This window comes from Pseudonocardia sp. P-1 (assembly GCF_058111925.1).
Window position 1 is genome coordinate 3,277,761 of record NZ_CM176614.1, and the last position, 22,338, is coordinate 3,300,098.

The 22,338-nt window shown below is 74.6% G+C and carries 19 protein-coding genes; 12 read left to right on the forward strand and 7 right to left on the reverse strand.

What is annotated here, in order from left to right; translation table 11 throughout:
• Positions 1-22 precede the first annotated feature (22 nt).
• Positions 23-1,861, reverse strand: a complete 1,839-nt coding sequence (locus AC0GKK_RS16080; RefSeq protein WP_476653147.1) for an acyl-CoA dehydrogenase — start codon at positions 1,859-1,861, stop codon at positions 23-25.
• Between the two features lie 257 nt (positions 1,862-2,118).
• Between AC0GKK_RS16080 and AC0GKK_RS16085 the strand changes: the two genes are divergently transcribed.
• Entirely contained in the window at positions 2,119-3,300 is a 1,182-nt protein-coding gene (locus AC0GKK_RS16085; RefSeq protein ID WP_489881983.1) for a peptidoglycan recognition protein family protein, read from the forward strand.
• 62 nt (positions 3,301-3,362) lie between these two features.
• Positions 3,363-4,550 (forward strand): class I SAM-dependent methyltransferase, encoded by a 1,188-nt coding sequence (locus tag AC0GKK_RS16090; protein WP_489881984.1) that lies wholly within the window; start codon positions 3,363-3,365, stop codon positions 4,548-4,550.
• Here the strand turns inward: AC0GKK_RS16090 and AC0GKK_RS16095 are convergent.
• Positions 4,522-5,175 (reverse strand): 2-C-methyl-D-erythritol 4-phosphate cytidylyltransferase, encoded by a 654-nt coding sequence (locus AC0GKK_RS16095; protein ID WP_489881985.1) that lies wholly within the window; start codon positions 5,173-5,175, stop codon positions 4,522-4,524. The two genes, AC0GKK_RS16090 and AC0GKK_RS16095, sit on opposite strands and share 29 nt — an antisense overlap.
• Before the next feature lie 106 nt (positions 5,176-5,281).
• Between AC0GKK_RS16095 and AC0GKK_RS16100 the strand changes: the two genes are divergently transcribed.
• The gene (locus AC0GKK_RS16100; protein ID WP_489881986.1) at positions 5,282-7,876 is read left to right on the forward strand and encodes a helix-turn-helix transcriptional regulator; all 2,595 of its coding nucleotides are present in this window, start codon (positions 5,282-5,284) and stop codon (positions 7,874-7,876) included.
• 9 nt (positions 7,877-7,885) lie between these two features.
• On the opposite strand, the gene AC0GKK_RS16105 is transcribed toward AC0GKK_RS16100, so the two are convergent.
• Entirely contained in the window at positions 7,886-8,677 is a 792-nt protein-coding gene (locus tag AC0GKK_RS16105; protein WP_489881987.1) for an SDR family NAD(P)-dependent oxidoreductase, read from the reverse strand.
• Positions 8,678-8,825: 148 nt separating this feature from the next.
• Here AC0GKK_RS16105 and AC0GKK_RS16110 point away from each other — a divergent pair, with 148 nt between their 5' ends.
• A complete protein-coding gene (locus AC0GKK_RS16110) occupies positions 8,826-9,275 on the forward strand; it encodes a MarR family winged helix-turn-helix transcriptional regulator (protein ID WP_062398878.1) in 450 nt (149 codons plus the stop codon).
• A gap of 18 nt (positions 9,276-9,293) precedes the next feature.
• Here AC0GKK_RS16110 and AC0GKK_RS16115 read toward each other — a convergent pair whose 3' ends face one another.
• The 4 genes from AC0GKK_RS16115 to AC0GKK_RS16130 all read right to left on the reverse strand — a co-directional run bounded on the left by AC0GKK_RS16115 (position 9,294) and on the right by AC0GKK_RS16130 (position 14,554).
• Complete coding sequence (locus AC0GKK_RS16115) at positions 9,294-10,772, reverse strand: dynamin family protein (protein ID WP_489881988.1); 1,479 nt, start codon at positions 10,770-10,772, stop codon at positions 9,294-9,296.
• On the reverse strand, positions 10,769-12,598 hold the full coding sequence (locus tag AC0GKK_RS16120) for a dynamin family protein (protein ID WP_489881989.1): 1,830 nt from the start codon (positions 12,596-12,598) through the stop codon (positions 10,769-10,771). Before AC0GKK_RS16120 ends, AC0GKK_RS16115 begins: the two co-directional genes overlap by 4 nt.
• Before the next feature lie 183 nt (positions 12,599-12,781).
• Positions 12,782-13,591: an IniB N-terminal domain-containing protein gene (locus AC0GKK_RS16125; RefSeq protein ID WP_482638619.1), complete on the reverse strand. Its 810-nt coding sequence runs from the start codon at positions 13,589-13,591 to the stop codon at positions 12,782-12,784.
• Positions 13,592-13,705: 114 nt separating this feature from the next.
• Positions 13,706-14,554: a hypothetical protein gene (locus tag AC0GKK_RS16130; protein WP_482638618.1), complete on the reverse strand. Its 849-nt coding sequence runs from the start codon at positions 14,552-14,554 to the stop codon at positions 13,706-13,708.
• A 238-nt stretch (positions 14,555-14,792) separates the two neighbouring features.
• On the opposite strand from AC0GKK_RS16130, the gene AC0GKK_RS16135 reads away from it, so the two are divergent.
• The 8 genes from AC0GKK_RS16135 to AC0GKK_RS16170 all read left to right on the forward strand — a co-directional run bounded on the left by AC0GKK_RS16135 (position 14,793) and on the right by AC0GKK_RS16170 (position 22,201).
• A complete protein-coding gene (locus AC0GKK_RS16135; RefSeq protein WP_489881990.1) occupies positions 14,793-16,376 on the forward strand; it encodes an Hsp70 family protein in 1,584 nt (527 codons plus the stop codon).
• A gap of 750 nt (positions 16,377-17,126) precedes the next feature.
• Positions 17,127-17,459, forward strand: coding sequence for a hypothetical protein (locus AC0GKK_RS16140; RefSeq protein ID WP_167410005.1), 333 nt, complete (start codon positions 17,127-17,129; stop codon positions 17,457-17,459).
• A 79-nt stretch (positions 17,460-17,538) separates the two neighbouring features.
• Positions 17,539-18,351, forward strand: a complete 813-nt coding sequence (locus AC0GKK_RS16145) for a DMT family transporter (protein WP_139282843.1) — start codon at positions 17,539-17,541, stop codon at positions 18,349-18,351.
• A 9-nt stretch (positions 18,352-18,360) separates the two neighbouring features.
• Positions 18,361-19,083, forward strand: a complete 723-nt coding sequence (locus AC0GKK_RS16150) for an alpha/beta fold hydrolase (RefSeq protein ID WP_405420877.1) — start codon at positions 18,361-18,363, stop codon at positions 19,081-19,083.
• A gap of 43 nt (positions 19,084-19,126) precedes the next feature.
• On the forward strand, positions 19,127-19,465 hold the full coding sequence (locus tag AC0GKK_RS16155; protein ID WP_208826833.1) for an MmcQ/YjbR family DNA-binding protein: 339 nt from the start codon (positions 19,127-19,129) through the stop codon (positions 19,463-19,465).
• A 15-nt stretch (positions 19,466-19,480) separates the two neighbouring features.
• The gene (locus AC0GKK_RS16160; RefSeq protein WP_489881991.1) at positions 19,481-20,434 is read left to right on the forward strand and encodes a ketopantoate reductase family protein; all 954 of its coding nucleotides are present in this window, start codon (positions 19,481-19,483) and stop codon (positions 20,432-20,434) included.
• The gene (locus AC0GKK_RS16165; RefSeq protein WP_489881992.1) at positions 20,418-21,077 is read left to right on the forward strand and encodes a maleylpyruvate isomerase N-terminal domain-containing protein; all 660 of its coding nucleotides are present in this window, start codon (positions 20,418-20,420) and stop codon (positions 21,075-21,077) included. The genes AC0GKK_RS16160 and AC0GKK_RS16165 overlap by 17 nt, the downstream gene beginning before the upstream one ends.
• Before the next feature lie 251 nt (positions 21,078-21,328).
• The gene (locus AC0GKK_RS16170; RefSeq protein ID WP_489881993.1) at positions 21,329-22,201 is read left to right on the forward strand and encodes a hypothetical protein; all 873 of its coding nucleotides are present in this window, start codon (positions 21,329-21,331) and stop codon (positions 22,199-22,201) included.
• The last annotated feature ends 137 nt before the right edge of the window (positions 22,202-22,338 follow it).

Here is a 22,338-nt window from a genome sequence, read left to right on the forward strand (position 1 = left end):
GCCCTTCGTCATCGGGGCCGGATCAGAACGAGGCCTCGTCGAGCTCCATGAGCTCGTTGTCGGCGTTCGCGATGATCGCCTTGTCCGAGGTCAGGCGGGGCAGCACGGACTTCGCGAAGAAGGTCGCGACGCCGACCTTGCCCTCGTAGAAGGCCCGGTCCTTCGCGGAGACGCCGTCGGTGCCCAGTGCGGCGAGCGCGACGGTGGCCTGGCGCAGCAGCAGCCAGCCGACGAGCAGGTCGCCGACCGCCATCAGTAGCCGCACGGTGTGCTGGCCGACCTTGTACAGCTCCGTGACGTCCTTGGTGGAGCCGTAGAGGTAGCCGGTCAGCGTGCCGAGCATCCCCTGCACGTCGGTCAGCGCGGTGCGCAGGAGTTCGCGCTCCTCCTTGAGCCGGCCGTTGCCCGCGTCGGAGTCGATGAACGCCTGGACCTCGCCCGCGACGTGCGCGAGCGCCTGGCCGTTGTCCCGGACGATCTTGCGGAACAGGAAGTCCTGGGACTGGATCGCGGTGGTGCCCTCGTAGAGGGAGTCGATCTTGGCGTCCCGGATGTACTGCTCGATCGGGTAGTCCTGCAGGAAGCCCGACCCGCCCAGGGTCTGCAGCGACTGCACGAGCTGCTCGGTGGCGCGCTCGGAGCCGACGCCCTTCACGATCGGCAGCAGCAGGTCGTTGACCTTCTCCGCGAGCTCGGTGCTGATCCCGCTGCCCTCGTCGCCGAGGCGCACCCTGTCCTGGAAGGTCGCGGTGTAGATGTAGACGGCGCGCATGCCCTCGGCGTACGCCTTCTGCAGCATCAGGCTGCGGCGCACATCCGGGTGGTGGGTGATCGTGACGCGCGGCGCGGTCTTGTCGGTCATCTTCGTCAGGTCCGCGCCCTGGACGCGCTCCTTGGCGAACTCGAGCGCGTTCAGGTAGCCGGTCGACAGGGTGCCGATGGCCTTGGTGCCGACCATCATCCGGGCGTACTCGATGACCTGGAACATCTGGGCGATGCCGTCGTGCACGTCGCCGAGCAGCCAGCCGACGGCCGGGGTGCCGTGCGCCCCGAAGGTCAGCTCGCAGGTCGTGGAGGCCTTGAGGCCCATCTTGTGCTCGACGTTGGTCACGAAGGCGCCGTTGCGCTCGCCCGGCTCGCCGGTCCCGCTGTCGAAGTGGAACTTCGGCACCAGGAACAGCGACAGGCCCTTGGTGCCCGGCTTTCCGCCCTCGGGGCGGGCCAGCACCAGGTGCATGATGTTCTCGGTGAAGTCCTGCTCCGCCGAGGTGATGAAGCGCTTCACGCCCTCGATGTGCCAGGTGCCGTCGTCCTGCTGGATCGCCTTGGTGCGGCCGGCGCCGACGTCGGAGCCCGCGTCCGGCTCGGTCAGCACCATGGTGGCGCCCCAGCCGCGGTCGATCATCAGCTGGGCCCAGCGCTTCTGCTCCTCGTTGCCGTTCGCGTGGAGGATCGAGGCGAAGTTCGGGCCGGCCATGTACATGAAGATGGCCGGGTTGGAGCCGCACATCAGCTCGGCGGCGGCCCACTGCACGGACGGCGGGATGCCCATGCCGCCCAGCTCGTTCGGCAGGCCGAGGCGCCACCATTCGCCGTCCCAGAGGACCTTGTAGGCGTCCTTGAGCTCCTGCGGGGTGGTGACCGTGTGGTCCTCGGGGTGGAAGACCGGCGGGTTGCGGTCGATCGTGGCGTAGTGCTCGGCGAGCGGGCCGGTGCAGACGGTCGACAGCTCCGACAGCACGCCCTTGGCCGTGTCGACGTCGACGTCCTCGAAGGGTCCCGTTCCGAGGTGGTCCTGTACCTCGAACACCTCGAAGAGGTTGAACTCGAGGTCGCGCACGTTGCTCTTGTAGTGGCCCATCCGTCCTTCACCGCCGTTCGTGCCAGGGCCGATCGACTTACCGGCCGGTAACTGACTCCAGAGTATTACCGACCGGTAACAAGAGCAAGGTGCAGCTGCGTTGTCAGGGACCGCCCACCCGTGTGACGCGCTCGACCGGCGCGCCCGCACCGTCCTCTTCCCGTGAACCGAGAGAATGCGGAGTCGCACGGGACGGATGTGGCGTGTGTGACGGAGGCGGTGCCGTGCCGGCGGTGCCGCCGAAGGGGGCAGCAGCGATGGGCGAGCCGGGACAGAGCTGGAGCCGCCGCGGGCTGCTGGTCGGGGGTGCGGTCGCCGGCGCGGGCCTGGTCCTGCCCGGCCGGGCGTTCGCCGGACCGCCGCCGACCACCGACCCCGCTCCGCCCGCCACGGATCCGGTGCCCGGCCCGTCGGCCGTCCCGGGGCCGGACGGCATGCCCGGCCCGGCCGGTGCCGGTCCGCTGGCCGAGGGCGTGCCGGTCCCCTACATCGCGCGCTGCTTCGAGTGGGGCGCGCGCAAGCCGAAGTTCCCGCCGAAGATCTGGGACCGGCGCCCGATCCGGATCCTGGTGCACCACACGGCCGGGGCGAACACGAACGACTACAGCGTCGGCGCCGCGCACCGGATGGCCAGGGCGATCCAGAACTACCACATGGACCGCAACGGCTGGCTCGACTCGGGGCAGCACTTCACGATCTCGCGCGGCGGGCACGTGATGGAGGGCAGGCTCTGGAGCCTCGGCGAGCTCAACGGGGGCCGCCGCGTCGTCGAGGGGGCGCACTCGCCCGGTCAGAACGTCATCGCGATCGGCATCGAGAACGAGGGCACCTACATGGGGGTCGACCCGACCCCGGCGCTGTGGAACTCGCTGCGCGTCACCTGCGCCTACATCTGCCTGCGCTACGGCATCGCCCCGACCGAGCTCTACGGCCACCGCGACTACCGCAACACCCTCTGCCCGGGTGACCGTCTCTACGCCGCGCTGCCCCGGCTGCGCCGCGAGGTGGCGGGGCTGCTGGGCAGGCGGCTCTCGCGCACCGAGTCGACCAAGGCGAGCTGGCCGCTGCTGCGCACCGGCGATCGCGGCCCGATGGTCGAGGCGGCCCAGTACCTGCTGCGCGACGCCGGGTCGCTGACCGGGAAGCCCGACGGCCGGTTCGACGACCGCACCGCGGCCGCGGTGAGCGAGTTCCAGCGCGCGCACCGCGCCGACGACGTCAACGGCCTGCTCGGCGGGGAGACCTGGCCGGAGCTGGCCCGCACGGTGCGCGCGGGGACCGAGGACGACGCCGCCCGTGCCGTCGAGGTGCTCGCGGCGGCACGACGGGTGGAGAGCGTGCCCGACGTCGTCGACCACCCGCAGTGGCAGAAGCTGCTCGGGACCTCCGGCAGCGCCGTCCCGGACGCGCAGGACCCGCAGGGCGTGCTGAACCGCTGAGGTCCCGGTCCCGGGCGGAGCGCGCGCACGGACGGGTGACGGCCTGCCGCTAGTCTCGCCCGGTGCTGAACCGCTGCCCCGCGTGCGACGCGCCCGCGAGCGACCCGTTCTTCTCCGCGACCGGGCTGCCGGTGCACGGCACCGCGGTGCTTCCCGACCCGGTCTCGGCGCGTTCCGTGGCCACCGGTGACCAGGTGCTCGTGCTGTGCGAGCGCTGCGGGCTGGTGTTCAACCGCGACTTCGACCCGGGGCTGCTCGACTACACCGGCGACCACGAGGAGTCCCAGCACCACTCCCCCCGCTTCGCCGCCTACGCCGCGGAGGTCACCGCGGACTGGGTGGCGCGGTTCGGGCTGGCCGGGCGGCACGTCGTCGAGGTGGGGTGCGGGTCCGGTGACTTCGCCGCCGAGCTGCTCGGCGCCGGCGTCGGCCGGGTGACCGGGATCGACCCGCACTTCGTGCCGCAGCGGGTCCGCCCGGAGCTGGCGGACCGGCTCACCGCCGTCCCCGCGGAGTTCGCCCGTGACCAGGTCGAGCCGGACACCGCCGCCCTGGTCTGCCGGCACACCCTGGAGCACATCCCCGACCTCGCCGTCTTCGGCGCGGAGCTGTACGCCGGGCTGCGTCGCGGCGGCGGCCGGGCGCTGCTCGCCGAGGTGCCCGACCTGGGCCGGATCCTCGACGAGGGCGCCTTCTGGGACCTGCAGTACGAGCACTGCTCCTACTTCACCCCGGCGACCATGCGGACGTTCCTGACCGGGGTCGGCTTCTCCGACCCGCGGGTGCGGCTGACCTACGCCGACCAGTACGTCGTCGCCGAGGCGGGTCCGGACGGGACGCCGGGCGCGCCCGAGCTGGAGCCGCACCTGCGCGAGGCGCTGCGCAGCGCGTGCCGGGACTTCGCGACCCGGGTGTCGGACCAGGTCGGACGCTGGCGGGAGTGGCTCGGCGGCCGGGCCGCGACCGGCGACGAGGTGGTCGTCTGGGGCGGCGGGGCGAAGGGGCTGACCTTCCTCAACGTCGTCGAGGGCGGTGCGGAGGGGACCGGCGCGGTCGGCGCGGTCGTCGACATCAACCCCGGCCTGCAGGGGCGTTTCATGGGCGGGCTCGGGCTGCCGATCCGCGCCCCGAAGGACCTGCTGGACTCGCCCCCGCGGTCGGTGCTGCTGATGAACCCGGTCTACACCGGCGAGGTCCGCGCCACGCTCGACGAGCTGGGGCTCACCTCCACCGAGTTGCTGGCGGTGTAGCCAGGCGCCGGACGACGGCCAGGTCCTCCGGGCTCGCGACGTGCAGGTTCGCCGGGTCCCCCGGCACCGTCACCACGCGGTGGCCGAGCGCGGCGAGCATCCCGGAGTTCTCCACCGGCCGGGGCGCGTCGGCGTGCGCGGCACGCAGGACGTCCGCGCGGAACGCCTGCGGCGACTGCGTGAGGACCGCGTCCTGCTTGGGGAGGGTGTCGACGACGATGCCGTCGCGCACCCGCTGCACCACCTCCAGCAGCGGGACCACCGGCACCGCCCCGTCGGCGCCCGCCCGCACGGCCTCGACCACCTCGGTGAAGATCCGGTCGGCGGCGAGCGGGTGCGCCGGGTCGGCGAGAACCAGGACCCCCGCCTCGGCGGGCACGACGGCCAGCCCGGCCCGCAGGGACTCCGACTGGTGGTCCCCGCCGACGGCGAGCGCGTCGACCGGCTCGCCGTCCCAGTCCACCCCGGGCGGCAGCACCAGTGCGACCCGGTCACAGGTGCGCCGGGCGGCGGCGACGGTGTGGTCGACCAGCCGGGACCCGGCCAGCTCGTCGAGCTGCTTCAGCCGGCCGTAACGGAGCCCCCGGCCGCCCGCCAGCACGATCGCCCACACGTGGTCACGCACTCCGGTGATCCTGCCGGGTCCGGCGCGGGAACCGGACACCGCACCCGATAGCCTCGGCCGTCCCCGATCGGGCGACCCGATCGGGCGACGGGAGGGGCGGACGAGGATGGCGGCACCGACGACGTCCCCCACGCCCGCCGCGTCGACCGGCCCGCTCGCCGGGGCCCCCGCCGCGGTCGCGCTGGTCCGGGCCGTCGCCGAGGAGCCGGACGCACCGCGCCTGGTGGCCGTCACCGGCCCCGCCGGTGCGGGCAAGTCGACCGTGCTGCGCGAGCTGGTCCGGGTGTGGACCGAGGCCGGCGCCGGGCAGGACGTGACGGTCGTCGACGACGCCCACGAGCTCGGCGACGACGAGCTCGCCGACCTGCGCGGGCGCGCGGGCCGTCCGGGCGCCCGGCTGGTCGTCGCGTTCCGTCCGTGGCCGCGCAGCCGTGCGCTGGCCCGGCTCGGCGCGACGCTGGCCGCCGCCGCGCCGCCGCTGGTCCTGGGCGCGCTCGACGCCGCCGGGATCGCCGCCCGGGCCGCCCGCGTCGCCGGGGTCCGGATCTCCGACGAGGCCGTCCGGGTCGTGGCGGAGCGCACCGCCGGGGCCCCGGTGCTGGTCGACCGGCTGCTCGCCCACGGACGGGTCGGCGGTCCGGTGCCGCCGCAGCTCGCCGAGCAGATCGGCTACGCCGTCGACGCCGAGGACCCGCGGGTGGTCGAGCTGGTCACCGTGCTCGCGCTCGGCGCCCCCGTCGACGGCGAGGTGCTCGTCCCGCTGCTCGGGATCTCCGACGCGGCCGGCATCGGCGTCGGCGCCGAGATCGCCGAGCTCGACGAGCTGTCCGGCCGGGCCGTCGCCGCCGGGCTCTGCACCCCCGACGGGCGGGTCGTGCCGCTGGTCGCCGAGGCGGTCCGCACCCGGGTCGCGCCGGCCCGGCGGGCCGAGCTGCGCCGCCACCTCGCCGAGATCGAGCTCGACCGTGGCGGGAGCGTGCTCGCCGTCGCCCGCACCCTGCGCGGGTCAGGGGCCACCGGGGAGCGCGCCGCCGCGGTGTTCCGGGCCGCCGCGGCCGAGGCGGCCCGCGCGGAGAGCCCGGACGCGGTCCGGTTCTACGCCGAGGCCGTCGCCGCGGGGGCGCCCCCGCTGACCGTCGCCGCGCACCGCGCGCAGGCCCACCTGGTCGCCGGGGACCTCGACGGTGCGCTCGGGCACGCGGACTCGGTGCTGTCCGCGACCGACGCCGTCGAGGCCACCGACGCCGTCCGCGCCGGGTCGGTCGCGGCCGCCGTCCTCGCCCGGCGGGGGCTGCTGGCACGCAGCGCCGAGCTGTACCGGTGGACCGCGGCGGTGTCCGGGGAGCGCCCGCCCGCGGCGGCCGTGCCCGTGCTGATCGGGACCGGGGCGCTGGAGGAGGCCCGCGCCGTCGTCGGGGTCGACGGCTCCGGGTTCGTCGTCGGCCGCGCGCCCACCCTCGTCGACGGCGCCGACGACCTCACCGCCCGCGGCATGCTCGACTCGGTCGAGGGCTCCCCGACCGCCGCGCTGTCCGGCCTGGCCCGCGCCGCCGGTCTGCTGGAGACCGCGCACGGCGCCGCGCTGCTGCCCGACACCCCGGCCGCGCTGGCCGCGCTGGTGGCCGTGCACACCGGGGAGTTCGACGTCGCCGCGTCCGTGCTGGACCGCGCCCTGCGGACCGGGCTCGGCGGGGCGCCCGCCCGGGCCCGGCACCGGCTGCTGCTCGGCTGGATCGCGCTGCTGCGCGGCGCGACCGGCCCGGCGTCGGAGCGGCTCGCCGCCGTCGACGCGGGCGACGACCCCCTCGAACCGCGTGACGAGTTCCTCGCCGCCGCGCTGCAGGTCGCGATCGCCCGCCGCCAGTCCGACCTCGGTGCGCTGATGCGGTCCTGGACCCGGGCCCGGCAGGCGATCGTCCGCCACCCGGTCGACCTCTACGTGCTGCAGCCGCTCGGGGAGCTGGTGACCGCGGCGTCGCGGCTGCGGGAGGAGAGCTGGGTGGCCCCGCACCTCGCCGAGGCCGACGCGCTGCTCGACCGGCTCGGCCGCCCCGCGCTGTGGGCCGCCCCGCTGCACTGGGCGCGGCTGCAGGCCGCGGTGCTCACCGACGACGTCGAGGCCGCCCGCGCCCGCTCCGACGAGCTGCAGAGCGCCGCCTGCGGCAGCCGCTTCGCCCACGCCATGGCGACGGCGGCCCCGCACTGGGTGGGCGTGCTGGAGGACCGGGTCGACGCGGCCGAGGTCGAGGCCGCCGCCCGCGGGCTGCACGCCGTCGGCCTGTCCTTCGACGGCGGCCGCCTCGCCGGGCAGGCGGCACTGCGGACCGGGGACCGGCGCGCGGTGTCGGCCCTGCTGGCCTGCGCGCGGGCGCTGCAGGCGGCGGGGACGGACCTGCGCCAGGGGACCGTCCCGCCCCCCGCGGAGGAGCCCGGCCCGGTCGCGGAGGAGCCCGCCGTCGCGGCCCCGGCGCCCGTCGAGGCCGCCCCGGAACCGTCCGGGTCGGGTCTGCTGTCCGAGCGCGAGCTGGAGGTCGCCGAGCTCGTCGTGCAGGGGCGCACCCAGCGCGAGATCGGTGAGGCGCTGTTCATCTCGGCGAAGACCGTCGAGCACCACGTGGCCCGGATGCGCCAGCGTCTCGGCGTGGGCGGCCGCAGCGAGCTGCTCGACGAGCTCCGCCGGATCCTGGGCGACCGCGGCTGACCCGCCCGGTCAGGGCAGGATCGAGTCGACGTAGCCGCCGTCCACGCGGACCGCGGCCCCGGTCGTGGCCGAGGCCAGCGGCGACGCCAGGTAGGTCACCATGTGGGCGATCTCCTCGGGCTCGATCAGCCGCTGGATCAGCGACTGGGGCCGGTGGGCGCGCATGAACTCGCGCTGCGCCTCGTCCCAGGGCAGGGCCGGGTCCACCAGCTGGTACACGAAGTCCTCGACGCCCGCGGTGTGCGTCGGCCCGGCGATCACCGAGTTGACGGTGACCCCGCTGCCGGCCGCCTCCTTGGCGAACCCGCGGGACAGCGCGAGCAGCGCCGTCTTGGACACGCCGTAGTGGATCATCTCGGCCGGGATGACGACCGCGGAGTCGCTGGCAATGTTCTGGATGCGGCCCCAGCCGCGGTCGCGCATGCCGGGCAGGTAGGTCCGGATGAGGCGGGCCGCGGTCAGGACGTTGACCTCGAAGTAGCGGCGCCAGTCGTCGTCGGTGATGGTGAGGGCCTCCTGGGCACCGAAGACGCCCAGGTTGTTGACCAGGACGTCGACCCCGGGCAGCTCCGCCGCCAGGGTCGCGGTGCCGTCGTCGGTGGTGACGTCGGCCGCCACGCCGACGACCTCTCCGCCGGACTCGTCGCGCACCCGGGCGACGGCCGCGTCGACCCGTTCCGCGGTCCGGCCGTTGACCGCGACCCGGGCGCCCGCGCGGGCGAGGTCGACGGCGATGGCGAGTCCGATGCCCTGGGTGGAGCCGGTGACGAGGGCGGTCCGGCCGGTGAGGTCGAGGTGCATGGCTGTCTCTTTCCAGGAGTCGGGGTGGCCGTCTCGTATCGTGGTGTCGGCACGTGCAACAGTCGGCGCACGCCGGTAGTTGCACACGCTGGTTATTGCCGACGCCGACAACGTAGCACCGTGACCCGGGCCGAAGGGGAGGCACACCATGTCGCTCGACGACGACGCGGTCGAGACGCGGGCGCGGGGGTGGCGCACCCTGGCCGCCCTGCACGCCCGGCTGGAGGACGACCTGGAGCGGGCGTTGCAGCGCTCCTACGGGCTGTCGGTGGTGGAGTACACCGTGCTCGACGCGCTGGCCCGCCAGGACGGCTTCCACCTGCGGATGGCCCAGCTCTCGTCGGTGGTCGTGCTCAGCCAGTCGGCGACGACCCGGCTGGTCGGCAGGCTGGAGGACCGGGGGCTGCTGCAGCGGTACCTGTGCCCCACCGACCGCCGCGGGATCTACACCGAGCTCACCGAGCAGGGACGCCGGCTCCTGGAGAGCGCCCGTCCGGGCCACGACCGGGCGTTGGAGCAGGCGCTGGCCGACGCGGCGACGCGCCCCGAGCTGGCCCCGCTGGTCGCGGCGCTGCACGCCCTCGACGCGACGCCCTGATCCCTCGGCCCTGATCCCTCAGTGGTGCGCGTGCGTGCGGGACGCCTCGGCGAGCAGCCCCTCGCAGGACCGCACCACGATCCGCGCGGCCTCTGCCGACGCCCGCCCGGTCAGCGGGCTCTCCGCCCGCCGCCTCCAGCGGCGCAGCGCCTCGGAGGCGGCGTCGCGGACCTCGCGCGGACCCGCGGCACCGTCGAGCCCGAGCCGGGCCGCAGCCGAGCCGCCCTCGCCGCCGAGCAGCCGTTCGGCGTCGGCGAGCGCCTCGGGCGGGAACACGATCTTGCCGGCGCGCAGGTCGGCCAGCGCCCGCAGCTCGACGAACTCGTGCGCCCCGGCCAGGATCCGCTCCACCTCGGCACGCAGCGCGGCTGTCGCCGGGCGGGGCTCGCGGGTCAGGACGAGGTCGACGGCGAGCAGTGCGGAGCGGGCCTTGAGCAGGTCGCGGCGTTCGGAGAACTGAGTGTCGAGCACCGAGCGCAGCTCGTCGAGACCGGAGCGGCGCACCAGGTCGTCGGCCAGCGCGGTCGGGTCCTTCACGCCCTGGCGGATCAGCGTCGTCCCGAGCCGGACACCGAACAGGCCGAACCGCTCCAGCAGCGCGATCCGGGTGGCGGCGTCGGGCCGGTCGAGGTCGGTGCGCCCGAAGCGGTCGGCCGAGAGCAGCAGCGCCTCGACGTCGCCCCGCGGGAGTGCGGCCAGCTCGGTGAGCGCGACGTACTCGTCCTGCCGCATGGTGCGGGCGGTCTCGGCGAGCAGTCCGGCGACGGCGACGACGGACTGGCACAGCCCCCGCAGCTTGTCGTCGCCGCGGTAGCGCCGGGCGATCCGGCGCGCGGAGATCAGTGCGTCGAGCCGGCCGACGCCGATCTCGTCGGCGCGTGACAGCACCGCGATGGTGTTCACCGGGGTCGCGCGGGCGACGCCGCGGTCGTGGAAGGCCTCCAGGAACCGCACGTCACCGGCGTGCAGGTGACGCATCAGGTAGACGACGGCGTCGGCGGGCGACGGCATGTCCTCCGGCGTCAGGAACTCCCCGGCCCGGCCGGCCGCATCGGCGGTCAGCGACCCGATGCCGGGGGTGTCGATGAGATTGGTGCGCCGCAGGTGCTGCGACGGCCAGTCGACGTGCAGCCGGTCGACGTCCTCCACCCGGGTGCCCTGCAGGTCGATCTGCAGCGCGCCGTCGCGCCGGGCCAGGGTGAGGGCGCGGTCCGCACCGGAGCGCAGGTGCATCCGCACGCCCGGGGCGGGCGCGTCGGCGTACCAGGTGACGATGCGGGTGCACTCGCCTGCGTCGGTGGGGGCGATCCGCTCGCCGACCAGGGCGTTGAGCAGCGTGGACTTGCCGGCCTTGACCTTGCCGGCGATCGCGACGCGCAGCGGCTCGTCGAACCGCTCCAGGTGGTGGCGCAGCCACCCGGCGGCCTGCGGCGAGTCCCCGTAGGCGTCCAGGGTGCGGCGCAGCAGCGCACGGGTCTGGTCGGTCAGCGCGCTCACGCGGACGCCTCCGCCCCGGCCGCCGCGGCCAGCTCGCGGGCCCGCTCGGCGAGGCCGGACACCCGCTTCAGCTCGGCCTCCAGGTCCGCGACGCGCTTCTGCCGCGACGCGTCGTCCTTCAGCGCGGTCTGGGCGGCCGAGACCGACTCCTTCAACGCGTCGGACAGCTCGTCGGCGACGGTGGTGAAGTGGTCGCGCAGGTCGCGCTGGATCCGGCGCAGGTTGTCCCGCGAGTCCTTGCCGACCTGGAAGGTGACCTCGTCGATGTGGCGGCGCACCGCGTTCTTCGACTCGGCCTGGCGACGCTGCTTCATGCGCTTCTTCTCGTCGCGCACGGTCTTGGCACCGAACAGCAGTCCCGCGCCGACCGAGACCGGATTGAGCAGAGCGAACCCGGCGACGGTCGAGGCCAGGCCGAGCATCAGCATGCCGCCGTAGCCACCGCGGGCGCCGACGAAGAGCTTCTGGCCGACGCCGAACTTCTCGTCCGCGGGCATGTCCAGCGGGTCCACCAGGCCGGCCACCGACCCGCCGGCCACGCGGAGTTCGGGCAGCGTGACGTCGACGGCCTCCGCGAAGTGGTCGGCGACCTGCTCGGCCAGCCAGCGGGCCCGCTCGGTGGTCCACACGAAGTTCTGCGCGACGGCGTGGGCGACCTGCTTGTGGAACCACTCGGCGAACTGTTCCCAGATGTCGGCCGGGTCGGCGTCCTCGAGCAGCTGCTCGGCGTCGCGGGAGACCGCCCGCAGCCGGTCGCGCAGGTCGTAGTCGATGTCGGCGATGAGGTCGGCGACGCCGTCGTTCAGCGTGGTCTGCCAGCGTGCGGACCGCTGTCGCAGCCCGTCGACGCGCGACCGGGCCGACTCCAGCTCACGGGCGAGCTGCCCGGCCTTCTCCGGGTCGTTCTGCGACATGAGCTCGGCACGCATCGTCGACTCCAGCGCCTGGCAGGTGACCAGAACGTCCTGGCTTGTCGAACGGCGGTCCAGGTCGTCGGCGGCGGAGACGACCTTGCGCAGCAGGAAGCTGGTGAGCGCCTGGAAGCCGGACTCCGCGATGAGGTCGAGGTCCTGGGTACGGGCCGCGTGCAGCCGCAGTGCGGAGGAGACCGGCAGCAGCCGGGCGTCGATCCCGGCGGTCCGCAGGTGACCCTCGTCCAGCTCCACGATGCGGCGCCAGTGCGGGTAGAGGTCGGTCTTGGTGACGACGCAGGCGACGTTGGGGCACAGCTTGCGCGCCGCCTGCAGGAACTCCAGCTCCGGAGCTGTGTACTCCTGGCTGGCGTCGGAGACCAGCAGCACGGCGTCCGCTGTGGGCAGGGCCGACATCGTGGCCGCGCCGTGGGCCGACCCGAGGCCACCGACCCCGGGGGTGTCCACGAGTGCGAGTCCGCTCTGCAGGAGCTTGCGGGGTAGCGTTACCTCGGCGCGGGTCAGGCCGGCGCGGTTGCCCGGGTTGCCGCCCTCGGACACGTGGTCCGCGAGCTCGTCCAACCCGACGACCGTCCGCTCGGCCTTCTCGGCCACGGCCCCGTCGGTACCGGCGATCTCACGGACCAGCGTCACCGACGTCTCCTCGCCGAAGCGGACGAGGGTCGGCACGGCGGTGGCGATGTCGTCGTCGACGGGACAGACGGCGGCGTTCACGAGGGCGTTCACGAGCTGGCTCTTGCCCTGCTTGAACTCGCCCACCACGAGGACCCGGACCACCGGGTCCGACAGCCTGGTCCTGGTCTGGCGCAGCCGGGGAGCGAGGTCGGGGCGGTCGTAGGCCGTGACCGCCTTGAGGGCGAGGTCGACCAGCGCGACCGCCTCCGGTACCGCCACGTGCGTTGCGCCCCCCATCGCTCCGGAGCGGTGCGGTCACCGCTCGTCGCGTCGCTGTCATGGATACACCAACGTCATCGGCCCCGGTCACCCACGTGAGGGTGGCCGGGGCCGATGGGCCGTGCAGTCGATCCTACTGCTCGCGGGCGGAGCAGGGACGATTTCTCGTCAGGGTGTCGAGGATCAGAGCAGCGAGGCGTTGACGTCGAGGTCGGCGTCGTTGAGCACGTTGACGTTGCCGCTGTCCTCGGTGACGGTCGAGGTCGAGCTGTCGACGTCGGTGTTGAACGAGTCCTCGAACGACGTGGTGGTCTCCTCGGTGGTGGTGGTCTCCGACGAGTTGTAGGAGTCGTTCACCGAGTCGTCACCGGTGGCGTTGCCGCCGCCGATGGCGACGGCGCCGCCGTCGTCGGCGGTGATGTCGCCGTAGGAGTCGGCCGAGGAGCCGTCGCCGAAGGCGACCTGGTTGTCGTCACCGTTGACCACGGCGTTGCCGTCGCCCACCGCGTTGCCGTCACCGGTGGTGATGGTCGAGTCGCGGATGTCGTCGCCGGCAGCCACCGCACCGTCGCCGGACGCGACGACGGAGTTGGTGTCGATGTCCTGGCGGAAGTCGCCGCCGCCGGTGTCGATGTTCTGGTTGATCGAGTTGTCGACGATGGTGTCGCGGTCGTCGACGTTGTAGGTGTAGTGGTTGTTGGTCACGTACTTGTCGATGTACTTGACCGGGTCCTCGCCGTGGTGCACGGGCGGCGGCGGCGGGGTGTGGTGGTGGCCGCCGCCGTGGCCGCCGCCGGTGTTGTAGTCGCGGTCGAAGGAGACCTCGTCGTTGTCCTGGGCCAGGACGATCGCGTCGCGGACGTCCTCGACGGAGACGTCGGACAGGCCGCACTGGGCGAGCAGGCCCTGGGGGTCGTCCTTGAACTCGGCCAGGAGCTTCGGGTCCTTCAGCAGGTCCAGGATGAACTGGATCAGGGTCTTCTCGGCGGACATGGCGTTCTCCTCAGGGGGTGCCGTCGCGCTCGGGCGGGCGACGGAAGACGGTGGTGGCGGGGTGAGCGGGCCGGAGCCGGTGTCCGGCCCGCTCGGTCGACGACGGGAGTCGGATCAGGCGATGTCGAGGTCGACGTTCGCCTCGAGGCCGTTGCCGATGTTCGTGTTGCCGCTGTCGGTGGTGGTGTTCTCCACCGAGTCGTCGATGGTGGTGTTGAACGAGTCCTCGAAGCTGGTCTCGTTCGTCGTCGTGGTCGTGGTGGTCTCCTCGTTGAAGGAGCCGTTCACCGAGTTGTCGCCGGTGGCGTTGCCGCCGCCGATGGCGACGGCGCCGCCGTCGTCGGCGGTGATGTCGCCGTAGGAGTCGGCCGAGGAGCCGTCGCCGAAGGCGACCTGGTTGTCGTCACCGTTGACCACGGCGTTGCCGTCGCCCACCGCGTTGCCGTTGCCGGTGGTGATGGTCGAATCCTCGATGTCGCGGCCGGCGGCCACGGCGCCGTCGCCGGAGGCGGTCACCGAGTTGGTCTCGATCGTCTGGCGGAAGTCGCCGCCGTCGGTGTCGACGTTCTGGTTGATCGAGTTGTCGACGACGGTGTCCCGGTCGTTGACGTGGTACTCGTAGAAGTTGTCCTTGACGTGGACCTTCTCGTGCTCCGCGCCGTGCTTGTGGCCGCCCTCGTGGTGGCCCTCGGAGCCGGCCTTCCAGGCCCAGCCGGCGTTGCCGTGGTCCCAGTCGAAGCCGGTGTCGTAGCTGCGGTCGAACGACACGGTGTCGTTGTCCTGGAGCAGGACGGCGGCGTCGCGGACGTCCTCGGCGGTCAGGTTGCCGAGACCGTGGTACTCGAGCGCGGCGTCGGGGTCCTTCAGGAACCAGTCGCGCAGTTCGATGTTCTCGTCCTTGTCCGGGCCGAGCCCGAGGATGATCTTGACGAACTCGACGAGTGAGAGATCGCGGCCGGCCATGGTTGCCTCCGGGGCTGTCAGGTGGGTACCGGTCGCGGTGTCGGCCGGTGATGACGAGAAAGCTAGGGGTGCCGCCGGGTCCGGCCATCGGGGAACGCTCCGGGTCCGTAGGGGGGCCGTTAGGGGATCGGTCCCCAACCTCGAACTGCTGCGCCGCACGGGCTAACACCGGGGCCGCCCCCGTCGATGGGTCTCGGAGAGGACTACGCCGGCGTGCCGGTTCGACGAGGGGGGGGCAGTGGTGTCGTACCTGCTCGGGATCGATCTGGGGGCCACCTCGGTGACCGCGGCCGTGCTGCGCACGGGCGGTGCCGCGGAGCCCGTGCGGCTGGGGGGCCGCGACGGGAGCGACGTGCTCCCGGCCGTGCTCGTCGCGACGCCCGGGGGTGACCTGCTGTGCGGTGAGCCCGCCCGTCGCCGGGCCCCGGCCGAGCCGGACCGCGTCGCACGCGGCTTCCTCGACCGGGTCGGGGACCCGACCCCGCTGTCGCTGGGCGGCTACGCCTACGCGGCCGAGGACCTGTGCGCCCGGCTGGTGCGCGTCCTGGTCGACGAGGTGTCCACCCGGCACGGCGGCCCGCCGTCGCGGATCGGCGTCACCTGCCCGGTGGGCTGGGGCCGCCACAAGCGCGACCTGCTGGCCGCCGCCCTGCGCCGCCGCGGGCTGACCGTCTCCCTGGTGACCGCGCCGCAGGCCGTCGCGCTCGCCCACCGCGCCGTCGTGCCGGCCGGGGGGCCGCTCGCCGTCGTCGACCTGGGGGGCAACGGGACCACCGCGACCGTGCTGGCCGCGGCCGCACCCGGGGTGCTGCCCGACGCCTTGGGCCGGACGCTGAGCTGCCGGACCGGTGGCGTCGACGTCGACGACGCGGTGTTCGCCTTCGTCCGGTCCTCCTCCCCGGCCACGGCCGCCGCGTTCGACGCGCTCGACCCCGACGACCCGCGGACCGTCGCCGCTCTGACCGCCCTGCGCGACGAGTGCCGCGCCGCCAAGCAGCTGCTGTCCCGGGACACCGTCGCGACCGTCCGGGTGGAGATGCCCGGCCTGCGGACCGCGGTGCGGATCCACCGCTCCGACCTCGACGAGCTCACCCGCCCGCTGCTCGAGCCGGTCGCCGACCTGGTGCAGGACGTCGCCGCCGCCGCCCCCGACGCCGAGGTGCTGCTCGCCGGCGGCGCCGCGCGGATGCCCGTCGTGGTGCAGGCGGTCTCGGCGGCACTGGGCCGCCCGGTCGCCGTCGTCGCGGACCCGGTGGCCGACGCCGCCCGCGGTGCCGCACTGGCCGTCGCACCGGGGGCCGGGACCTCCTGGCCCGGTGTGCGGATGGCACCGCTGACCGGTGTCCCCGCGCCCCGCGAGCCCGTCGACCCGGCCGGGCGCAGCCCGTGGGACCGGCCCGGGCCGGAGGCCACCGAGCGCACCGACCGCACCGGCACGACCGACCGCATCGCGCCGTCGTGGCCGACCCGCGGCGAGCGGGAGCGGACCCCGCGGACCGAGCAGCCGGCCGCCACGGCCGTCGGGCTGCTCGACCCGGAGCCGCCGACCGGCCCGCTGACCGTGGTCCCCCGCCCCCGTACGGCGCCGCCCCCGCCCCCGCACGGACCTCGGTCCTCGGGCCGGACAGCCGCCCGCGCCGTCCGCCGTCCGCCCGGAGCGGCCCGCCCCGGACACCCTGGTCACCCGGGACGCCCCGGCCACCGCCCGTCGCGCCACGATCACCCGGCAGCGCCTGGTGGTGGGTGCCGGTGGTCTCGCCGGTGCCGCCGCCATCGCGGGTGCGCTGCTGTTCTGGCCCACGACGAGCCCCGGGATCGGTGAGCTGAGCGCGGCCCCCGTGCTGAGCTCACCGGCCGTCGCGCCGGCCCCGGTCGCCCCGGGGGCCGCCCCGACCGCCGGCGTCGCCGCCGGTCCGGCCGCGGGTGCCCCCGCGGGCGGGAGACACGCCGCCACCGGTGCCTCGGGTGGCTCGGCCACCGGGGGCACGGCGGCCCGCCCCGCCGCGGGTGCTGCCGCTCCGGTCGCTGCCGTCGCCCCGGCTCCCGCTGCGGCGGCTCCGACGCCGGTCGTGCCCCCCGCCCCGGTGGTGTCGACCCCTCCGGTCACGACGCCGCCGGCGACGACTCCGGGCCCGAGCAAGGCGCCGGAGGGCCCGCCCGACCCGCCGGTCACCACCCCGCCGGTCACGACTCCGCCCGCCACCGGCCCGACCACCCCGGTCCCGGACCCGACGACCACGGCCCCCGCGCCGACGTCGACCACCCCGGCCGCGGGTGCGGCTGCGTGATCATTCTGTCGGACAGGGAATCCACCGCCGATCACCCTCTGCGCTGCGACGACAGCGCCGAGTGACCCCCACCCCGTCCCGCCCGGGCCCCGGGGCGGGATGATTCGGACCGCCGGGCCGGCGTGGACACGGGAGCCCCCACGCCGGCTCGGCCCCATGCACCTTGCGATACGGCCGTGCCCGAAGGTGTGACCGCCACCGCGTCGCGTCGGCCGTGTCCACCCCCTCCGACGTGGTAAAACACTGGTCGTCACGGTTGGGGCACGGTGTGAGAGGGGCGCGTGGTGACGCGGTTGGCGGGGGCGGTCATCGGCATGGCGGCGGGTGCGTTGGTGCTCGCGTATGTCGTGGTGGGCTGGCCCATCCTGGTGGTCGGAGGGCCGCTGCTGGTGGGGGTGGCCCTGACGGTCGGCATCCTGGTCCTCACCGAGCGCCCGCGGGCCCTGCTGGCGCAGCGCCGGGCGACCCAGGGCGGCACGTCCCCCTGGCAGGCCGCCGCCGGTACACGTGACGAGCAGCCCGGCAGCGGGCTGATGAGCGGCTTCTTCGAGATGCCCGCGGCGCTGCCCGAGCAGCGGCCCGCCCCGTCGGACGCCCGCCCGGCCGGCACCCGGTAGCGGTACGTCACAATCGGCCGGTGCCGATCACTCCGCGTGCCGCCCGTGCCCTGACCCGGGCCCGCCCGTGCTGATCGGCATGCTCTTCGCGGTGTTCGCGATGCTCTGCAGCACCGTCGCCGCCATCCTCCAGGCCGACGCGGCCGACCAGGGCGGGCGCACCAGCGCCGTCCTGGCCCGCCCCCGGTTCCTCGGCGGGATCGCGATGGACATCGTCACCTGGCTCTGCATGGTCGTCGCGCTGCAGTTCATCCCCATCTTCGCGGTGCAGGCGACGCTCGCCGGGGCCATCGCGATGACCGCCCTGTACGCCCGCTACTTCCGCGGCGAGTGGCTGCGGCCGGTGCACCGGCTCGCCATCGGCGCCAGCATGCTCGGGCTCGCGTTCGTCGCCGGCAGCGCGGGGACCGAGCGCAAGCAGGCCCTGACCGGCCACGGCACGACCGTCGCCGTCCTGATCGCGGCGCTCGTCGCGATCATGGGGGTGACGCTGGCGATCGCGAACTCGACCAAGCCGTGGCCGTCGGCGGTGCTCGCCGGGCTCGGGCTGGGCGGCGGCTCGGTCTGCATCCGCGCGATGCACGTCTCCGACGGTGTGGACCTGGGGAGCCTGCTGCGCGAGCCGCTCGTGTACATCCTGGTCGGGATGGCCCTGACCGGCCTGTACAACTACGCCCGCGCGCTGCAGCTCGGCGACGTCTCCACGGTCACCGCGCTCTACATGGTCACCCAGGTCGTCGTGCCCGGTCTGGTCGGCATCACCCTGCTCGACGACACCGTCCGCCCCGGTCTGTGGTGGCTGCTGCTGCTCGGGCTGGCGCTCGTCGTCTACGGCACCTCGATCCTGGCGCGGCGCCGTCCGGAGAAGCGGACTCCCCCGCGGGTGGCCTAGTTTCGGGCCATGCCCTCCTTCGAGCGCCCCGGTGTGACCCTGCACTACGAGGAGCACGGCACGGGGTTCCCGGTCCTGCTGCTGGCCCCGGGCGGCATGAACTCGACGATCGCGGCCTGGGGCAACGCCCCCTGGGACCCGGTCACCCACCTCGCGCAGCGGTACCGCGTCATCGCGATGGACCAGCGCAACGCCGGGTCCTCGGTCGCCGAGGTCCACGGCAGCGACGGCTGGGACACCTATACCGCCGACCAGCTCGCCCTGCTCGACCACCTCGGCGTCGACGAGTGCGCGGTGCTCGGCATGTGCATCGGCGGCGCCTTCATCGCGAACCTGCTGGTCACCGCGCCGCAACGCGTCCGGGCCGCGGTCGCGCTGCAGCCCATCGGCCGCGCCGACAACCAGCACCTGTTCGAGGAGAAGTTCGACGAGTGGCGCGCCGGGATCGAGGCCGACCACCCCGGGGTCCCCGACGACGACTGGGCGGCGTTCCGCACGAACATGTGGGGCGGCGGCGGGATGCTGTACTCCGTCCCCGACGAGGCGCTCGCCCACGTCGCGACGCCGTGGCTGGTACTGATGGGGATCGACGCCTTCCACCCGGAGCCCGTGTCGCGCCGCCTCGCCGGGCTCGCGCCGGGCGCGGAGCTGGTCGAGCAGTGGAAGGTCGAGCCGCACGTGGCCGACGGCCGCGCCGCCGTCGACCGGTTCCTCGCGGCCCACCTGGTCTGATTCCTCCACGACGGGCAGCGCCCGCCGCGGGCACCATGACCCCATGCCGAGCTGGGACGACGTGGTGCGGATCGGGTCCGGGCTGCCGGAGGTCGAGGAGTCGACCTGGTACCGGACGCCGTCGCTGAAGGTCCGTGGCAAGGGTTTCGCCCGGCTGCGCACCGAGGCCGAGGGCGGGCTGGTGCTGATGTGCTCGCTCGAGGAGAAGGAGGCGCTGCTCGCGTCGGGCGACCCGGCGTACTTCACGACCCCGCACTACGACGGCCACGGCGTGATCCTCGTCGACCTCGACCGGGTCGACGCGGGGCAGCTCGCGGAGCTCGTCGAGGAGGCCTGGCGGCGGAAGGCCCCGCCGTCGGTCGTGCGCCGTCGCGACGGCTGAGCCACCATCGTCGTCGTGCGCTATGTGGTGATCGGGGCAGGGGCCGTCGGCGGGACGATCGCGGCGCGGCTGCACGCGGCCGGGCGGGAGGTCGTGGTCGTCGCCCGGGGCGCGCACCTCGACGCGATCCGCGAACGCGGGCTGCGCCTCGACACCCCGGACGGGTCGACCACCCACCCGGTCGAGGCCGTCGGCACGGTCGGCGAGGCCCGGCCCACCCCCGACGACGTCGCGATCCTCGCCGTCAAGTCGCAGGACACCCCGCCGCCGCTGGCCGCGCTGCTCAAGGCGGCCCCCGGGATCACCGTGGCGTGCGCGCAGAACGGCGTCGCCAACGAGCGGCTCGCCGCGCGCCGCACCGACCGGGTGCAGGCGATGCTGGTGATCCTGCCCGCCGAGCACTACGAGCCGGGGGTGGTCGTCGCGTCGTCGTCGCCGGTCCCGGGCGTGCTCGACGTCGGCCGGTTCCCCTCCGGTGTCGACGCCACCACCGAGGCGATCGTCGACGACCTCACCGCGGCCGGGTTCTCCTCCCGCGCCGACCCGGACGTGATGGCCGCGAAGTACGGCAAGCTGCTCACCAACCTGGCCAACGCCGTCGACGCGATCTGCGGGCTCGACGACCCGGACGCTCCCCGCCTCGTCGAGGCCGTGACCGCGGAGGGCCGCGCCGTCCTGGACGCGGCCGGGATCACCGCCCGGACCGGCGACGACGACCGCGTCCGCCGGGAGGGCACCATCAGCGAGCGGCCGGTCGCGGGCGCGGCGCGGCGCGGCTCCTCGTCGTGGCAGAGCCTGCAGCGCGGGACCGGCTCCATCGAGGCCCGCTACCTCAACGGCGAGATCGTGGCCCTGGGCGCGGCGCACCGGATCGCGACCCCGGTCAACACCGAGCTGATGCGGGTGGCCGAGGAGATGGCCGCGGCCGGGGAGCAACCGGCGTCGCGGTCGGGTGCGGACCTGCTGTGACGGTCTACCCGCTCGACGTGGCGCGCCCGGGGTCCTCGACGCGCTCGACGGGCTGTCCGCGTTGCTCGACCACGTCGACGACACCGACCTGCACGCCCGCAGCCGCTGTCACGGCTGGCTCGCCGCGGACGTCCTCGCGCACCTGCACCTGGGCCTGGTCGAGATGCTCGCCGGGTTCCCCGCCCGCACCGACCGCCCCGCCGACGCCGACTTCGCGACCTACTGGACCGCGTTTCCCGGGTCCGAGCTGCCGGACTGGGCGCACGAGCGATTCGCCCGCGCCGTCGCGTCCGCCTACGCCCGCCCGACCGGGCAGATCGCCCACGTCGCGATGACGCTGCGCGGCCTGCGCCGGCTCGTCGCGGACCTGGACGGGCCGTACCGGCTGGAGTTCCAGGGGCACGTCCTCGACGTCGGGGACTTCGTCGGCATCTGGGTCGTCGAGGTCGTGGTGCACCACCTGGACATGACCGTCGCGTTGCCGGACGCACCGGCCCCGCCCGCGTCGGGGCTCGCGGTGGTGCGGGAGACGGTGACCCGGCTGGCCGGTCCCGACGTCGTCGCGGGGTGGGGGGACGACACCGCCCTCGCGCTCGCCGCCACCGGGCGGGAGCCGGGGATGACGCCCGTGCTGGGCTGGTAGGTGATGCTGACGGGACCGTCCTGCAGCTGCCCGATGCGTCCCCGCTCGACGGTGTTGGTCATGGCCCTCGTCCCACGACGGCACCCGGGCACCCTCCTGCCGGGCCGGCGGGCTGCTCCGTTCCGACCCGTCATCACAAGAGATGAAGTGCGCCGTTCGGACCAAGATCATCGATAACGACAGGGTGTCGCGTGCGATGAGCAGGCAACACGGTCGGACGGATCCGGCCGCCGTCGTCGGGGAGGGTCGTCATGGTGGAGCGGTGCCGGTGCGGGGCGGAGCTGCTGGGCTCGCTGCACTTCTGCGTGGGGTGCGGACGGCCGCGGGCGCAGGCCGTCGTCCCCCGGCCGCGGACCGGGGCGGTGCAGGTCGGCGCCGGGGCCCCGGTGCCGCAGGGGCATACCGCGGTGCAGCACCCGTTGGCCGCGCAGTACCGCCCCGCCGCGCCTGCGTCGGTCCCGTCGGCCTGGGCCGGTCCGCAGCCGACCGGCTACGCGCCGGGCTGGGACGCCCCGGCCGGGTGGGGTCCGGTGGTGCCCGCCCCGTCGCGGACGCCGTGGGTCGTCGCCTCGCTGGTGCTGGTGACGCTGCTGCTGGTGGGGGCGGCGCTCCTCGTCCTGCGCCCCGACCTGCTCCCCGGCACCGCGCCCACTGTGACCCCGGCGGCCGCGCCGGTACCGGTGGTGGTCGCCCCGGCCGCGGCGCCGGTCGTGATCCCGCCGACCACCTACGTGCCGGGCTACACCCCGTCGCCGACGACGTCGCTCACCGAGCAGGCCGCCGCCGACAGCCCGCGCGTCGCCGCGACGGCCGGCTACTGGGTTCCGCAGCTGTCCTCCAAGCGCGCCGGCACCAGCGACGGCGGCATCACCTATGACGAGCAGGGCATCCTCGAGCACTACCGCGGCCTCGCCGCGCAGTACCCGGGCGCCGCGCTGGTCTGGTCCGGCGACTGGCCGGTCTTCCGCAACAGCGACTACTGGGTCGTGGTCGTCGCCCAGCCCTTCACCGCCGCGGCCGGCGCGAACGCCTGGTGCGACGCCCAGGGCTTCGGCTCCGACGACTGCTTCGCCAAGAAGATCTCCTGGAGCGACGGCCCGCAGGGATCGACGGTGCACCGGTGAGCGCGCCGTACGGGCCGTGTCCGCGGACGCCGCTGCCGGACGTGTCCGTGCTGTTCCCGTGGCGGGCGTGGACGCCGCCCGTCGTCGGACGCCCGTGACCGGAATCCACTCGGCCCCGCCCGCGTCCGCGCCTACCG

What these genes read in the sequence shown, in the direction of transcription:
- AC0GKK_RS16110 (WP_062398878.1), top strand. Translation starts at nt 8,826, where the DNA reads ATGTCGCTCGACGACGACGCGGTCGAGACGCGGGCGCGGGGGTGGCGC.
- AC0GKK_RS16150 (WP_405420877.1), top strand. Translation starts at nt 18,361, where the DNA reads ATGCCCTCCTTCGAGCGCCCCGGTGTGACCCTGCACTACGAGGAGCAC.
- AC0GKK_RS16125 (WP_482638619.1), bottom strand. Translation starts at nt 13,591, where the DNA reads ATGTCCGCCGAGAAGACCCTGATCCAGTTCATCCTGGACCTGCTGAAG.
- AC0GKK_RS16145 (WP_139282843.1), top strand. Translation starts at nt 17,539, where the DNA reads ATGCTCTTCGCGGTGTTCGCGATGCTCTGCAGCACCGTCGCCGCCATC.
- AC0GKK_RS16170 (WP_489881993.1), top strand. Translation starts at nt 21,329, where the DNA reads ATGGTGGAGCGGTGCCGGTGCGGGGCGGAGCTGCTGGGCTCGCTGCAC.
- AC0GKK_RS16130 (WP_482638618.1), bottom strand. Translation starts at nt 14,554, where the DNA reads ATGGCCGGCCGCGATCTCTCACTCGTCGAGTTCGTCAAGATCATCCTC.
- AC0GKK_RS16100 (WP_489881986.1), top strand. Translation starts at nt 5,282, where the DNA reads ATGGCGGCACCGACGACGTCCCCCACGCCCGCCGCGTCGACCGGCCCG.
- AC0GKK_RS16080 (WP_476653147.1), bottom strand. Translation starts at nt 1,861, where the DNA reads ATGGGCCACTACAAGAGCAACGTGCGCGACCTCGAGTTCAACCTCTTC.
- AC0GKK_RS16085 (WP_489881983.1), top strand. Translation starts at nt 2,119, where the DNA reads ATGGGCGAGCCGGGACAGAGCTGGAGCCGCCGCGGGCTGCTGGTCGGG.
- AC0GKK_RS16105 (WP_489881987.1), bottom strand. Translation starts at nt 8,677, where the DNA reads ATGCACCTCGACCTCACCGGCCGGACCGCCCTCGTCACCGGCTCCACC.
- AC0GKK_RS16155 (WP_208826833.1), top strand. Translation starts at nt 19,127, where the DNA reads ATGCCGAGCTGGGACGACGTGGTGCGGATCGGGTCCGGGCTGCCGGAG.